The 16085-nt window shown below is 35.9% G+C and carries 12 protein-coding genes; 9 read left to right on the forward strand and 3 right to left on the reverse strand.

Translation table 11 applies throughout. From position 1 onward, the window contains the following. Positions 1-23 precede the first annotated feature (23 nt). The 3 genes from P177_RS19055 to P177_RS19065 are packed head-to-tail and all read left to right on the forward strand — an operon-like array spanning position 24 to position 5180. Positions 24-3173 (forward strand): efflux RND transporter permease subunit, encoded by a 3150-nt coding sequence (locus P177_RS19055; RefSeq protein WP_036157438.1) that lies wholly within the window; start codon positions 24-26, stop codon positions 3171-3173. A 7-nt stretch (positions 3174-3180) separates the two neighbouring features. Further along, complete coding sequence (locus P177_RS19060; RefSeq protein ID WP_036157440.1) at positions 3181-4584, forward strand: TolC family protein; 1404 nt, start codon at positions 3181-3183, stop codon at positions 4582-4584. A gap of 17 nt (positions 4585-4601) precedes the next feature. Next, positions 4602-5180: a TetR/AcrR family transcriptional regulator gene (locus tag P177_RS19065; protein WP_167333131.1), complete on the forward strand. Its 579-nt coding sequence runs from the start codon at positions 4602-4604 to the stop codon at positions 5178-5180. Here the strand turns inward: P177_RS19065 and P177_RS19070 are convergent. Next, on the reverse strand, positions 5177-5650 hold the full coding sequence (locus P177_RS19070) for a CYTH domain-containing protein (protein ID WP_036157445.1): 474 nt from the start codon (positions 5648-5650) through the stop codon (positions 5177-5179). The genes P177_RS19065 and P177_RS19070 overlap by 4 nt on opposite strands. Before the next feature lie 52 nt (positions 5651-5702). Here P177_RS19070 and dinB point away from each other — a divergent pair, with 52 nt between their 5' ends. The 6 genes from dinB (at position 5703) to P177_RS19100 (ending at position 14043) form a co-directional block, all read left to right on the forward strand. After that, complete coding sequence (gene dinB, locus P177_RS19075) at positions 5703-6806, forward strand: DNA polymerase IV (RefSeq protein ID WP_036157448.1); 1104 nt, start codon at positions 5703-5705, stop codon at positions 6804-6806. Positions 6807-6914: 108 nt separating this feature from the next. Continuing rightward, on the forward strand, positions 6915-7334 hold the full coding sequence (locus tag P177_RS19080) for a hypothetical protein (RefSeq protein ID WP_036157453.1): 420 nt from the start codon (positions 6915-6917) through the stop codon (positions 7332-7334). A 144-nt stretch (positions 7335-7478) separates the two neighbouring features. After that, a complete protein-coding gene (locus tag P177_RS19085; RefSeq protein WP_051941922.1) occupies positions 7479-8564 on the forward strand; it encodes an efflux RND transporter periplasmic adaptor subunit in 1086 nt (361 codons plus the stop codon). Positions 8565-8580: 16 nt separating this feature from the next. Continuing rightward, on the forward strand, positions 8581-11823 hold the full coding sequence (locus tag P177_RS19090; RefSeq protein ID WP_036157454.1) for an efflux RND transporter permease subunit: 3243 nt from the start codon (positions 8581-8583) through the stop codon (positions 11821-11823). After that, on the forward strand, positions 11816-13264 hold the full coding sequence (locus P177_RS19095; RefSeq protein ID WP_036157457.1) for a TolC family protein: 1449 nt from the start codon (positions 11816-11818) through the stop codon (positions 13262-13264). The genes P177_RS19090 and P177_RS19095 overlap by 8 nt, the downstream gene beginning before the upstream one ends. Positions 13265-13518: 254 nt before the next feature. Next, positions 13519-14043, forward strand: a complete 525-nt coding sequence (locus P177_RS19100; RefSeq protein ID WP_036157460.1) for a PAS domain-containing protein — start codon at positions 13519-13521, stop codon at positions 14041-14043. Positions 14044-14120: 77 nt separating this feature from the next. Here the strand turns inward: P177_RS19100 and pyk are convergent, their stop codons facing one another. Continuing rightward, on the reverse strand, positions 14121-15563 hold the full coding sequence (gene pyk, locus P177_RS19105; protein ID WP_036157462.1) for a pyruvate kinase: 1443 nt from the start codon (positions 15561-15563) through the stop codon (positions 14121-14123). A 2-nt stretch (positions 15564-15565) separates the two neighbouring features. Continuing rightward, a complete protein-coding gene (locus tag P177_RS19110; protein ID WP_036157465.1) occupies positions 15566-16030 on the reverse strand; it encodes an IPExxxVDY family protein in 465 nt (154 codons plus the stop codon). Positions 16031-16085: the final 55 nt, after the last annotated feature.

The following is a 16085-nucleotide window of genomic DNA, read 5'->3' on the forward strand; positions in this document are numbered from 1 at the left end:
ATTTCATATATAAATAAATAAAAATGTTCCAAAAATTTATAGATCGCCCTGTACTTTCTACAGTAATATCGATCATAATAACCATTTTAGGAGTTCTAGGCTTATCATCATTACCTATTGAACAATACCCAGAAATTGCACCTCCTACCGTACAAGTTACAGCTACATATACAGGCGCAAATGCAGAAACAATTCTAAATAGTGTTATTGTACCATTAGAAGAGGAAATAAACGGTGTGGAAGGAATGACGTACATGACTTCTAGTGCAAGTAACGATGGTGCAGCGAGTATCAGCGTATTTTTTAAGCTAGGTACAGATCCAGATATTGCAGCAGTAAACGTTCAAAACAGAGTTGCTAGAGCAAACAATGTATTACCTAGCAACGTAATCGCAAACGGGGTTATCACTGAAAAAACACAGACAAGTGCATTAATGTTCTTCTCGTTGTTCTCAGAAAATGAAAACTACGATGCCACATTTGTTGAAAACTACGCCAACATCAATATTGTTCCAAAATTACAGCGTATTGAAGGCGTTGGTAGTGTAAATGTTATCGGTGCTAGAGATTATTCTATGCGAGTTTGGTTAAAACCAGATAAAATGGCCGCTTTTAACTTAATGCCTGCAGATATACAAAGTGCACTTAATGAACAAAATGTTGAAGCTGCAACAGGTAAAATTGGTGAAAATGCAGATGGCGTTTACGAATATGTTCTAAAATATAAAGGAAGATTATCTGAAATTTCAGAGTATGAAAATATTGTAATTAAAGCACAAGATAACGGACAGTATTTAAGATTAGGAGATGTTGCCGAAATTGAATTGGGAGCTTTTAATTATGGTACCAAAAATGAAGGTATGGGAAACCCAGGTACAGTTGTGGGTATTTTTCAAACTTCAGGATCAAATGCTAACGAGATAATTAAGCAAATTGAAACAATTCTAAAGGAAAGCAAGAGCGATTTTCCAAAGGGGATAGATTACATAATACCTTATAACTCAAAAGACTTCTTAGATGCTTCTATAGACCATGTTATAACTACTTTAATAGAAGCTTTTATCTTAGTATTTATAGTTGTTTTCTTGTTTTTACAAGATTTTAGATCCACACTAATACCTGCAATTGCAGTACCAGTGGCAATTATTGGTACTTTTTTCTTTCTTCAGCTATTTGGCTATACCATAAATATGTTAACCTTATTTGCAATGATTCTTGCCATTGGTATTGTGGTTGATGATGCCATTGTGGTGGTCGAAGCGGTGCATGCTAAAATGGAGGAAGGCGCTACTAATGCAAAAGTAGCTACCAAATCTGCAATGTCAGAGATTTCAGGTGCAATTATATCCATTACTCTGGTGATGTCCGCTGTGTTTATTCCTGTTTCGTTCATTGAAGGATCTTCAGGAGTTTTTTATCAACAGTTTGGTATTACATTAGCAATCGCTATTTTAATATCAGCTGTAAACGCACTTACGCTAAGTCCAGCTTTGGCCGCCTTGTTTTTAAAGCCTCATACACCTTCTGACGAACACAAGAAAAAGAGTTTATCTAAACGTTTCTTTTCTGCTTTCAATACTGGTTTCGATGCTATAACGGACAAATATATTGGTTCTGTAAAATTTTTAGCGAACAAAAAATGGTTGACAGTTTTATTATTAATCATTTTTACAGGCGTTGCTGCTTTACTTTTCAAGACTACACCTTCAGGATTTATTCCTAATGAAGACCAAGGAATTATTTTTGCCGATATGACTTTGGCTCCTGGTACAACTTTAGAAAAAACACAGGAAACGGTTAAAAAAATGGATTCAATCTACGAGTCTATGGACATTGTTAAGGCTAGAATGAATATTGCAGGTCGAAGTTTATTGAACAATGTTAACGGTGGTTCTTACGGTTTCTCTGTAATAAAACTAAAAGATTTTGAAGAACGTAAAGGAGATGGTCAATCAGTAGATGCTACAATTGGAGCTTTATTTGCTAAAGCCGCAACTATTAAAGATGCTAAAATACTATTCTTTGCACCACCAAGTATTCGTGGTTTTGGTAACTCTGCAGGTTTTGAAGTTAACCTGCAAAGTAAAGACGCAGATGACTGGCATACAGTTAGCAATACAACAAATGAATTTTTAGCTGCATTAAACGCAAGACCTGAAGTTCAATATGCTATTACACAGTTTAACCCAAATTTTCCTCAATACGAATTAGTTGTTGATGTAGAAAAGACAAAATCTGCAGGACTTGCATTAACTGATATCTTTAATACTATGCAGGGATATTATGGTGGCTTATATACCACCGACTTTAATAAATTTGGTAAACAGTATCGTGTAATGATACAGGCTAAACCAGAAGACAGAGCAAATGAAGAATCTATAAATTCCATTTTTGTAACGAATTCTAAGGGTGAATCAGTCTCTATTTCTCAATTCGTTTCTTTAAAGAAAATTTATGGTCCTGAAGTTGTTAGTAGATTTAACCTATTGAGTTCTGTAAAAATAAATGGTGCTCTTAATCCTGGCTACAGTACTGGTGATGCCATTAACGCAATTGAAGAGGTTACTGCGCAAGTATTACCTCAAAATTACACCTATGAATATTCTGGTTTAACAAAAGAAGAAAGTAGTGCCGGTAGTCAAACCATTATCATTTTTGCATTGAGTTTAATATTTGTATACTTTCTTTTAAGTGCCCAATATGAATCATATATATTACCATTCTCAATTTTATTATCGTTACCAGTAGGTATCGCAGGTGCCATTGCTTTTATAAATTTTGCAGGTTTAGAGAATAATATTTATTTCCAGATTGCATTGATTATGCTTATTGGTCTACTTTCTAAAAATGCTATTCTTATTGTAGAGTTCGCATTGCAACGTAGAAAGCACGGTATGTCTATTATTGACTCTGCAATTGACGGAGCAAAAGCGAGACTTAGACCTATTTTAATGACATCATTCGCCTTCATTCTTGGTTTAATGCCTTTGGCGTTGTCATCAGGTATTGGTGCAGTAGGTAACCGATCTATTGGTATGAGCGCCGTTGGTGGTATGTTAATAGGTACCATTTTCGGTGTATTCGTTATACCGGCATTGTATGTTATTTTCCAATCGCTACAAGAGCGCATTACTGGTGCACCGCAAGAACTTATTGAAGAACCTAAGAACTAAAGAAATCATGAATAAATTAGTATCTAATAAACTTATATTGGTCGCTTTCCTGCCACTTTTATTGCAGTCTTGCTTTACCGCAAAAACTTACGAGCGCCCAGATTTGGAAACTGAAAACCTGTTTCGAACCGATAATTTACCTCAAGACAGTGTGTCTTTTGCTTCTGTTTCTTACCAAGACCTTTTTACAGATTCTTATTTGAAGACTTATATTCAAAAAGGATTGGTAAACAACCTTGACATTCGCATTGCACTTCAGAGCATTGCGTCTGCAGAGGCTTATGTTAAGCAAGGTAAAGCTGGTTATTTACCCACTATTACTGGTGCTGCTAGTGCGACCAGAACTGCAAGAACTAGTGAGAATGGACAATTTGGTAGTTTTTTCACTCAGCCTTTCAATCAATATGAAGCATCTGGCACGGCATCTTGGGAAGCTGATATTTGGGGAAAAATAAGAAGTACAAAACGCGCTAGCGATGCAAGCTACTTACAAACAGTAGCAGCGCATAAAGCTGTAAAAACAAGTTTGGTAGCACAAATTGCTACTACTTACTATCAAATTTTAGCTTTAGATAAGCAGATTTCTGTTACCGAAGAAACAATTGAAAACCGTTCTAAAAGTTTAGAGACTATTACAGCTCTAAAAGAAGCAGGGCAAGCTAACCAAGTAGGTGTTGATCAAACTGCTGCGCAATTATATAGCGCTCAAAGTCAATTACTAGACCTTAAAAATGCATTGTATCAAACTGAAAATACCATGAGTATTCTATTAGGCGAACAACCACAAACCTATGCTCGTACCACTTTAGATGAGCAAACTCTAACTAACGATCTACAACTAGGCGTTCCAACTCTTTTACTTCGTAACCGACCTGATATTATGCAGGCAGAATATGGTTTAGTCAATAGTTTTGAACTGACCAATGTTGCTCGAAGCAATTTTTACCCTTCAATTACCCTTTCTGCACAAGGTGGATTTCAAAGTTTAGAAATTGATGATTGGATAGATTCTAGTTCCATTTTCGCAAATCTAGTAGGTGGCTTAACTCAACCCATTTTTAATGGAAGAAAAATAAGAACAGCTTATGAAGTAGCCCAAGCTCAGCAAGAACAAGCAGTATATATGTTCAAGAAAACACTTTTAAATGCTGGTCAAGAAGTATCCAATGCTTTGTATGATTATAATATCTCTTTAGAAAAAGAAGAATTTATCTCTAAACAAGTATCAGCATTGAAACGTGCAGAAAGTAATTCTGAAGAATTATTGAATAGTGGTTATTTAACGTACCTAGATCTTTTAACTGCTAGAGAAAATGCTTTAACAGCAGAACTTAGTTTGGTAGATAACAAATTATCACAATTGTCTGCTACGGTTGAGCTATATCGTTCGCTTGGTGGCGGATGGCAATAGATCTATGCTTTAAAAAAATGCAGAAAAAAACTGAATATATTGAGCAGGCATTAGTGCTTTTCTCTAAATATGGATGCAAAAGGGTCGGAATGGATGATGTGGCTGAGACCCTTGGCATCTCTAAAAAAACATTATATGAAGTTTTTGAAAATAAAGGTAATTTAGTTCATGAAAGTGTTGCTCTATTACTCAACCGAACGCATGATAAGATTAGCAGGTTTTTTCAACTTTATCAAGAAGCATCAGATCCTTTTGATAAAATTATACATATTTCCACTGTAGGACTTGAGGAGTTAAGAAACTTGAGTCCTACATTTTTGTTTGGTCTTAAAAAATATTACCCACAGTCTTATAAACTTTATGATGATTTTTCTCAAGCTATAGTTTGGACATATATTCTTGACCTATTACAAGAGGCCGAAAATAAAAATCAATTAAGAAAAAACATTAATGTTAAACTTATCTGTGAGCTGTTTCTTCTTAGAATTAACGAGGTGATACTACCCAATAGAGATTTCTTTGATAGCTACAGCAATAATGAATTACTAGAACATTTGGTTATTGTTCCATTAAACGGAATTAAAAAAACTGATTAATCAACCCAATTCTTAAATGGGTGCTTACTTAACTGAGAATTGTAATATTTTATCTCACCCGTTACTTCAATACCCAACCAAGTTGGCTTCTGAAATGATTCATTTTCATCGTTCAGTTCTATTTCAGCAATAGTCAATCCCTCATTATCTCCAAAAAATTCATCAACTTCATAGACATGGTTTCCAACGGTAATTTCATATCTATACTTATCTAGAATTCCTTTTTCGCATAATTTCAAAAGTGCATCAGCTTCTTCTACAGATATTTCTTTTTCCCATTCAAACCTAGAAGTACCTGTGGCGTTAGATTTCCCTTTTATAGTAATAAATCCTGCATCACCCTTAATTCTTACTCTTACCGTTCTACTAGGGTCTGTATTCAAAAAACCTTGAACAATACGTGTTTTAGATGTTGCTTCAGATTTGTAATCGTCAGATTTCACCAAAAATTTACGCTCTATTTCTATCATATGAATGGTTAAAACTACTATCCAAAAACTAAGATAAGTCTTAAATTTGCTTATGCCCAATGAAAAGCCCTTGCGAAAAATTATTCATGTAGATATGGATGCATTTTATGCTTCCGTAGAAGAATTGGATAACCCAGATTTAAAGGGAAAACCTTTGGCAGTAGGTGGCAGTGAAAAAAGAGGTGTAGTTTCTGCAGCGAACTATGAAGCTCGCAAGTTTGGGGTACGTAGTGCCATGAGCGGATTTCAAGCCAAAAAAAACTGTCCACACCTAACTTTTGTAAAACCGCGGTTTGACCGTTACAAAGAAATTTCAAAACAAATACGAGCTATCTTCTTTGAGTATACAGATTTAGTTGAACCGCTATCTTTAGATGAAGCTTATCTTGATGTTACCGTCAACAAAAAAGGAAATCCTTCTGCAACGATGCTTGCTACCGAAATACGACAACGTATATTAGAGAAAACAGGCTTAAATGCATCTGCAGGTATTTCCATCAATAAATTTATTGCCAAAGTCGCTAGTGATATTAATAAGCCTAACGGTCAAAAAACCGTAAACCCAGAAGAGGTAATTCCGTTTTTAGAAGAATTAGATATACGTAAGTTTTATGGTGTAGGGAAAGTCACTGCAGAAAAAATGTACAAGCTGGGTATTTTTACCGGTAGTGATCTAAAATCAAAATCAATAGAATTTCTAGCCGATAATTTTGGCAAGAGCGGTCCGTACTATTATCACGTAGTTCGTGGTATTCATAATAGTGAAGTTAAACCACATCGCATACCAAAATCCTTAGGTGCAGAGCGTACTTTCAATGAAAATCTTAGCAGTGAGGTTTTTATGCTAGAACGTTTAGAACATATTGCCCAAGAACTTGAAAGAAGACTAACGAAATCAAAAGTTGCCGGTAAAACAATCACCCTGAAAATAAAATACAGCGATTTTACTTTAAATACTAGAAGTAAAACAATGCCTTACTTTATAGCAGATAAAGACCTCATTTTAGAGACTGCAAAAGATCTTTTATACCAAGAAGAGTTACAGAACTCCGTTAGATTATTAGGCATATCCCTATCCAATTTAAACACAGAAGATAAAACCGTCAAAAAGGTTAACGATAAATCAATCTTAGTGCAATTAAAGTTTGATTTTTAATTATTACCCGCGTTTTAAGCACTTTTATCTAAAAATCGAAAAAGTTAACAAAAATTAACGGCATATAGTTGTACAGCAATAATTGCTAGAATAATTTTGGCTACTTAAATGAAAAAGAGTTTTCTAAAATTTCTTCTTTCCATATGTATACTACTTTCTGGTATATATAGTCCTCTATTTGCTAATTACAATATAGAGGGTAGCTCTTTTCATAGCACTCAACAATTTACCAATTCAATTTCTAACACCCAAGAGGCGGCTGTTCAACATAATGCTAGTCTTAAAGGTTCTTTTGACAATTTAGACAAAGGTATTGAAATTGAAGCCGTAGAAATTGAAGAGGAAGAAAGTGAACAAACGTTCTTTAAAAAAGAAACTGAGCGCCAACAAGCTACAGCTTCTTTTTATCTTTTAGCAGTTTTATTCTTATTCAGTTATTTCACAAATAGCAACAAACTTCAAAGGCTATTTACTTTTCTACCCACAGCAGATAGGCGCTTTGTCCTATATCAGGTATTTCGTATTTAAAATTTATTTAGGTCAAGTTCCCTTTGACCCAACATCATTTATTGGGCAACAGCCATTTCTGATTTATTAATCTACTTGCCCTATAATTTGAGTGTCTCCGCATTTTCTAATTTCATTTTTCCAATCAATTAAATATTCATTTTTATGACCAAGAGCGTACTCCTGATCGCTACCGCATGCACTTTATTTATTGCGGCAAGCTGTAATTCAAAAAAAGAAAAAAAAGAGGAACACACTAAGTTTCTAATTACTAGTCCCATTAAAAAAGACACCGCTATTACCAAAGATTATGTGTGTCAAATAAACTCCTTTAGGCATATTGAGCTAAGAGCCTTAGAAAAAGGCTATTTGAAGGAAATTCACGTTGACGAAGGTCAAGTGGTAAAAAAAGGGCAAAAAATGTTCAATATTATGCCAAATATCTATGAAGCAGATTTGCAAAAAGCGAAAGCCGAAGCTAAAGTTGCCGAAATAGAATTACAGAACACCCAGCTTTTAACCGATGGTAATGTCGTTTCTAAAAATGAACTTGCCATGGCAAAAGCCAATTTTGACAAAGCTAATGCAGAGGTGGCTTTAGCACAAACACATTTAGGATTCACAAATATTCGTGCACCATTTGATGGTATTATGGACCACCTTCATGCACGTGAAGGTAGCCTTTTAGACGAGGGTGAATTGCTGACAACGTTATCGGACAATTCTAAAATGTGGGTGTATTTCAATGTTCCTGAAGCCGAATATTTAGACTACATCATTAGCACTGACAAAGACAATAAAAGAGAAGTGGAACTCTTAATGGCAAACAACAAAAGATTCAACCAAAAAGGCATTGTTGAAACTATTGAGGGTGAGTTTAATAACGAAACCGGAAACATTGCCTTTAGAGCAACTTTCCCAAATCCAGACCAAATTCTTAGGCATGGAGAAACCGGTAGTGTGCTTATGACCATTCCGTTTAAAGACGCATTGATTATTCCACAAAAAGCAACTTTTGAAATATTGAACAAACGCTACGTGTTTGTTTTAGACCAAGATGATGTGGTGCACCAAACTGAAATAGATGTGGCTGCAGAACTTCCGCATCTTTTTGTTATTAGCAAAGGACTTCAACCAAAAGATAGAATCTTAGTTGATGGCATTCGTATGGTAAAAAATAATGAGAAGATAGAAACCGTATTTGCTGAACCAAACGAGGTGATGTCAAAATTGGCTGTTTACGCCGAGTAATCTAAAAACAAAAAACATGTTCAGTAAGTTTATAAAAAGACCGGTATTGGCTATTGTCATATCGGTGATAATCGTATTTGTAGGGTTGCTTTCCATTAAGCAATTGCCTATTTCACAGTTCCCCGATATTGCGCCTACGACGGTCAATATCTTTATTGCCTACCCTGGTTCTAGTGCGGATGTTTTGGTAAAATCAACGCTTATTCCCTTAGAAACCGCTATCAACGGAGTGCAAGGTATGCGTTATATTGCATCAGATGCCACCAGTGCAGGCGAAGGTACACTCCGTATTATTTTTGAACCTGGCACAGACCCTAACCAAGCCGTGGTACGGGTAAAAACAAGAGTGGATCAAGTAATGCCTTTACTGCCGGAATTGGTACAAAGAGAAGGGGTAATCATTACTCCCGTACAGCCAAGTATGTTAATGTACGTCAACCTTTATAGTGATAATAGCGACGACCATGAGTTGTTTCTTTATAACTATGCCTATACCAAAATGATTCCTGAAATTCAGCGAATTAATGGTATTGCAAGTGCTCAAATTTTAGGTAGCCGTAAATATGCCATGCGTGTTTGGTTAAAGCCTGACCGTATGCGTGCCTACAATGTATCTGCTGAAGAAATTTTAGAAGCCATGGAAGAGCAAAGTATTTTGGCGCGCCCTGGTAGAATTGGGCAAAGCTCGGGTAAAACTTCACAGTCGTTAGAATATGTGCTTCTCTACCAAGATAGGTATGACGAACCACAGCAGTACAAAGACATTATTTTAAAGGCAAACCCGGAGGGAGAAATTTTGACCTTAGGTGAAGTTGCAGATGTAGAATTAGGTAGTGAGTTTTTTGATATCTACTCTAATCTTGATGGTAAACCCTCTGCCTCTATTGTCTTAAAACAAACTTTTGGCAGTAATGCCAGCGATGTAATTGCCGAAGTAAAGGATAAATTGGCAGAGCTTAAGTCTGAGTTGCCAAGTGGAATGGATTACAAAATTAGTTATGATGTATCTAACTTCTTAAACGCATCTATAGAACAAGTGATACATACGTTAAGAGATGCTTTTATACTGGTTGCCATTGTTGTATTCCTGTTTTTAGGTGATTGGCGTTCTACGTTAATCCCTATTATTGCAGTACCTGTTTCCTTAATTGGTGCATTTTTTATCATGCAGTTATTTGGGCTCTCCATTAACCTAATTACCCTGTTCGCTCTGGTGCTTGCCATTGGTATTGTGGTCGATGATGCTATTGTAGTAGTAGAAGCGGTGCATGCCAAAATGGAGGAAACGCACTTAGGTCCGTATGAAGCGGTAAAACTTGTGGTGAATGAAATTGGTGGTGCAATTATCGCCATTACTTTGGTGATGGTTTCCGTATTCGTACCTATTGCATTCATGTCGGGACCTGTTGGTGTTTTCTACAGGCAATTTTCCATAACCATGGCGGGTTCCATTATACTTTCAGCCATTGTAGCATTGACATTGACACCAGTGCTTTGTGCCATGATTCTTAAAAACAATCACGGTAAGGAGCGTAAAAAATCACCTATCGATAAATTTATAGATTGGTTTAACCGAGGATTTGAGAAACTAACGGGCAAGTATGTTAAGGTGCTAAATAAAATAGTTGCCAGAAGGGTACTTACTTTCGGTATTCTAGGTGCGTTCTGTGTTGGTATTTTCTTTACTAACGAAACACTACCTGCAGGGTTTATACCCAACGAAGACCAAGGTATGATTTACGCTATTATTCAGACGCCGCCAGGTTCTACTTTAGAGCGTACGAATGATGTAGCTAGAAAACTGCAAATTATTTGTGAGGAGACCGAAGGTGTTGAATCTGTTTCTTCTTTAGCGGGTTATGAAATTATGACCGAGGGTCGTGGTTCTAATGCAGGTACCGTTTTAATTAACCTGAAACCATGGGGCGACCGCCATCATTCCGTTCATGAAATTATGGAAGAACTTGAGGAAGAAACTAAAGACCTCGGTGCTGTAATTGAATATTTTGAACCACCTGCCGTACCTGGTTTTGGTTCTTCTGGCGGATTTTCCATGCGTCTTTTAGATAAAACCGATGGAACGGATTATCACGAGTTTGAAAAGATAAATAATGAATTCATGGAAGCTTTATCCGAGCGTGATGAGCTTACCGGGTTATTTACGTTTTACTCCGCCAACTATCCGCAGTACGAGTTAAAAATCAATAATAAAATTGCGATGCAAAAAGGGGTTTCCATAGATAAAGCCATGGAAAACCTAAATATTCTTATTGGTAGTACTTACGAGCAAGGTTTTATTCGTTTCGGTAGATTCTTTAAAGTGTACACCCAAGCAGCACCAGAATATAGGGCTTTGCCTTCAGATTTAGAAAAGCTATTCGTGAAAAACGAGGAGGGTGAAATGGTACCGTATTCGGCGTTTATGTCCATGGAAAAGAAACTTGGACCTAACGAAATTACCCGTTACAACTTGTACAACTCGGCTTCTATTAGAGGGCTACCTGCAGAAGGTTATACTAGTGGCGATGCAATTGCTGCAATTAATGAGGTAGCAGAGCAAACACTGCCTAGAGGTTTTGATGTCGCTTGGGAAGGGTTGTCGTATGACGAGGCACAAAGAGGAAATGAATCTATTTATATATTCTTGGTGGTTTTAATTTTCGTGTACTTCGTGCTTGCAGCACAGTACGAGAGTTTTCTACTTCCGCTTGCCATAATTCTATCCTTACCTATTGGGGTGTTAGGCTCTTTCTTTATGCTGAAGACCATGGGGCTTGCCAATGATGTTTATGCACAAATTGGTCTAATCATGCTCGTTGGACTTCTTGGTAAAAACGGGGTCCTTATTGTAGAATTTGCCGTGCAAAAACGACGACAAGGCAGTACAATTCTGGAATCTGCCATTGAAGGGGCAAAAGTGCGTTTTAGACCCATTTTAATGACTTCATTTGCATTTATTGCTGGTCTTATTCCTTTAGTAATTGCACATGGTGCCGGGGCAATTGCCAATAAAACTATTGGTAGTTCTGCCATGGGTGGTATGCTTATGGGAACCTTGATTGGGGTACTTATTATCCCTGGTCTGTATTACATTTTTGCCAAAATGGCTGATGGTCGCGGACTTATTAAAGGAGAATCTGACGAGCCGGTTTCTGAAGAGTTTATAAGACTTAGCGAAGGCGAAAGTAAAACCCGACAGAAACTTAGAGAGCTAAAACAAATGATTAAAAAACTAACCAAAAAAGAAGACAATGATTAAAGTTATAAAACCCATAAAGCATGGAAAATTGCTTTTCGTGCTTCTAATACAAATAGGCTTTTTCTATTCTTGTGCACCCACAAGAATATTGAAAAAGGCAAATAAAAATCTGCCAGATAATTATGCACAACAACTGGCAGATACGACTAATAGCGCGCAATTAAAATGGAGAGATTTCTTTAACGATGAAAACCTCATCAAATTAATTGATACTGCCTTGGTCAATAATCAAGAGTTACGCATTATGATGCAACAAATAGATGTTGCTCAAAATGAAGTAAAGGCTAGAAAAGGAGAATACCTGCCTTTTGTAAACTATGGTGTAAGTGCCGAAGTTGAAAAAGTGGGTGAATATACCCGTGATGGTGCTGTAGAACAAAATCTGGTTATTAAAGACGGGGAAGAGTTTCCCGATCCTTTAACGGACTACTCAGCCGGACTTTTTGCTACTTGGGAACTTGATGTTTGGAAGAAACTTCGCAACTCTAAAAAGGCTGCTGCACTTGAATATTTATCTACCATTGAGGGTAAAAACTTTATGGTAACTAGATTAATTGCCGAGATAGCCGATTCTTATTATGAGTTGATTGCCTTAGACAATCAATTAGCCATTATTGAGCAAAATTTAGAGCTACAAGGCAATGCCCTAAAAATGGTCCGATTGCAAAAAGAAGCAGCGCGTGCCACCGAGCTTGCCGTTAGAAGGTTTGAAGCAGAGGTATTAAAAAACCAAAGCCATAAGTTTGAAGTGCAACAAGAAGTTGTTGAAATGGAAAACAAAATTAATTTCTTAATCGGTAGACAACCGCAACCAATTGCCCGTAGTTCTAATGGTTTTATTGAAACTGAAATGGACACCGTTTTTTCCGGTATTCCATCGCAATTGCTTTTAAACAGACCAGATATTAGACAGGCAGAATTTGAACTAGAGGCTGCCAAGCTAAATATCAAAGTAGCAAGAGCTAATTTTTATCCTTCTATTGGGTTAAAAGCAGGTATTGGTCTGTCGGCATTTAAAGCCAAGTATCTAACGGAAACACCAGAATCACTTTTATACAGTGTGGTTGGCGATGTTGTTGGTCCTTTAATTAATAGAAATGCTATTAAAGCGGCATATAATACAGCAAACTCCAAACAGATACAAGCAGTATATGAGTATGAAAAAGCAATTTTAGGCGGATATATAGAAGTGGTGAATCAGCTTTCTAAAATGGAAAACCTTAAACGGAGTTATGACCTGAAGGAAAACCAAGTAAAGGCTTTGACAGAATCTATAGATTTATCTACACGGTTATTTCAATCGGCTAGAATTGAATATATAGAAGTATTGCTTACACAGCGTGAAGCTTTAGAATCTAAAATGGAATTGGTAGAAACTAAAAAAGACCAGTTAATGGCAAGAGTAAATGTTTACCAAGCCCTAGGTGGCGGGTGGAATTAGTGGCTCTTTAATCTTAAAAACTAAAACCCTAATATGAAAATATTTATATTAGGGTTTTAGTTTTTACATACATTTTGAACATTTTTCGATTTTTTATGTTGAACGTTTTATATCGAATCAAAACTATAAATAGTGATTACTTAAACACAAATGCTAATCTGCTCGTAAAATTATTTTCATAACAGGTATTTTTTTAGCTTTATACCAAATTGCTATGAAAAAGAAATTTTAATTACCCATCTAAACTACACGTAATGATAGAATTAAAAGATTATGACAATGCCGTAATCAAGTTTAGAAATAGTTTAAACTTTACCATGTTACCTGTTTTATCTTGGGACTTCTACGCTTCAAATTATGAAGACATTAAACAAATTGAAGAAGATGCCGTTTCGCTGTCAAACTTGGTTTCTGCTCATTCTTGGAATATTGACACTAACTTATTAGATGAAAAGTTCAAAGCGCAGAAGAATGTTGTAGTCGTTACAGATACCAAATTAAATATTGTTTTTGCTACACAGAACATGTGGAACATGAGCCAGTATCATCCGGAAGAAATTATAGGTAAAACGCCTAAAATGTTTCAAGGTAATTTGACCAATCCTTCTACATTGAAAATTGTTTCTGATGCCATAAAAGAAAAGATACCTTTTGAGGTTACTATTGTCAATTACAGAAAAGATGGTTCTACCTATAACTGTTGGATTCAAGGAAAACCTATTTTTGACAAAAAAGGTGAAATCGTTAATTTCATTGCCTTTGAAAAAGAAGTTGCCTAACAGGAAAATCAAAACATAAAAAAAAGGGTCGCTATAATTAGCGACCCTTTTTTTATAAACCATTTACTGAAATCTAATTAAATATCACCAGATTCTATTTCACTTACCCTTAAGGTATTTACCATACCTTTATCTTTAATAGGCATTGCCGCAAGGCTAATGATCATATCCCCTATTTGCAAGTAACCTTTATTGAAAGCGATACGGTTTACATCATCAACAGTATCATCGGTAGATACAAATTTATCATAGTAAAAAGCTTTCACTCCCCATAACAAATTCAATTGCGTTAGTATTCTTCTATTTGATGTAAATACCAAAATATGTGCACTTGGTCTCCAAGCAGAAATCTGAAAAGCTGTATATCCACTATTCGTTAAGGTTGAAATTGCTTTCGCCTTAATATCGTTTGCCATTGTAGCGGCATGGTAACAGATAGATTTAGTGATAAATCTTTTTGTACGAATATGTGGTGGATCATGTGGTACATGAATTAAATCTGAGCCTTCTACACTCTCTAAAATGCTTGACATTTTTTCAATAACCTGTACAGGGTAATTACCAACAGAAGTTTCACCTGATAACATTACGGCATCTGCACCATCCATTACTGAATTGGCAACATCGTTCACCTCTGCCCTTGTTGGCGTAAGGCTAGTAATCATTGTCTCCATCATTTGGGTTGCGATAATTACAGGTATTCTAGCTTTCTTAGCTCTTAGAACCAACTGTTTTTGAATCAACGGAACCTCATGTGCCGGAACTTCAACACCTAAATCTCCACGAGCTACCATTAAACCATCACAATAAGCAACAATTTTATCAATATTTTCCACTGCCTCTGGCTTCTCGATTTTAGCAATAATTGGAATTTTATGCTCAGAATGCTTATTGATGATATTTTGAAGATCTATTAAATCTTGACTAAAACGAACAAAAGAAAGTGCGATCCAATCCACCTCTAAAGAAATAGCGAATTCAGCATCTTTAATATCTTTAGTAGTAAGTGCCGGTAAAGAGATATTGGTATTTGGTAAGTTAACACCCTTCTTAGACTTTAATGGTCCACCTTGTATTACCTTGGCCAAAACCTCGTCTTCTCCATTGGTCTTAACAACTTCGAACATTAATTTACCATCATCTAAAAGAATACGCTCCCCAGCTTTTACATCTCTTGGGAATTCTTTGTAGTTCATGTAAACACGTTCGGCAGAACCTTCAAAAGGCTCACCCGTTACAAATGTTATTTCATCACCTGGGCTAACTACAACGTCACCTGCCATTACGCCTACACGTAATTTTGGTCCTTGTAAATCTGCTAAAATAGAAGTATTGGTATCCATTTCATCATTTAACTCACGTATCATACTTACACGCTCTTTTACATCATCGTAATCTGCATGAGAAAAGTTAATTCTGAATACATCTACTCCTGCATCAATCATGCTCCTGAGTACCTCTTTCTTGCTCGTTGCAGGACCCAATGTCGCTACAATTTTCGTCTTTTTTACAGTTGGCATATTTAAAAAATTAGATTGTTCTTTGATTTTAGTTTGTCAGTACTTATTTCATATGCTGCCATAACTCTAGGCAACATTAATATGTTCTTTATTAAGGAGTTGATGTCAACATCCTTCTCTGTTTCTATTTTTAATAGATAGTCAACATCCTTATACTCAGGTATGAGCCTAGGCATTTTATATGTTGTTTCATTCTTAAACAAATCGTCATGAACTATGAGCTCTTTTTCAGTACTGTGATTGGCAATCAATACCCAATACATATCATTATACTCATCTTCCCAATCAAATATGGGAAACGATTTATTCTCGTCAAGAATAAAATTTTTTTTTGCTCTTACAAATTTTGCCTTAATAGTTTTATTTAAGCCGTAGGCCAATGCAAAATCTTCTAAGGTAGTGTGTAAAGCTATAAGGCTAAAAGATTCATCATAAAAATCATCATTTATTTTATAAGTCGTAGCCATACTTCAACAAAAGGGTAAATATAGAACTTCTAAGCTATAAAGCCTAGTCAGATAA

Source organism: Maribacter forsetii DSM 18668 (assembly GCF_000744105.1).
Taxonomy (GTDB): Bacteria; Bacteroidota; Bacteroidia; order Flavobacteriales; family Flavobacteriaceae; genus Maribacter; species Maribacter forsetii.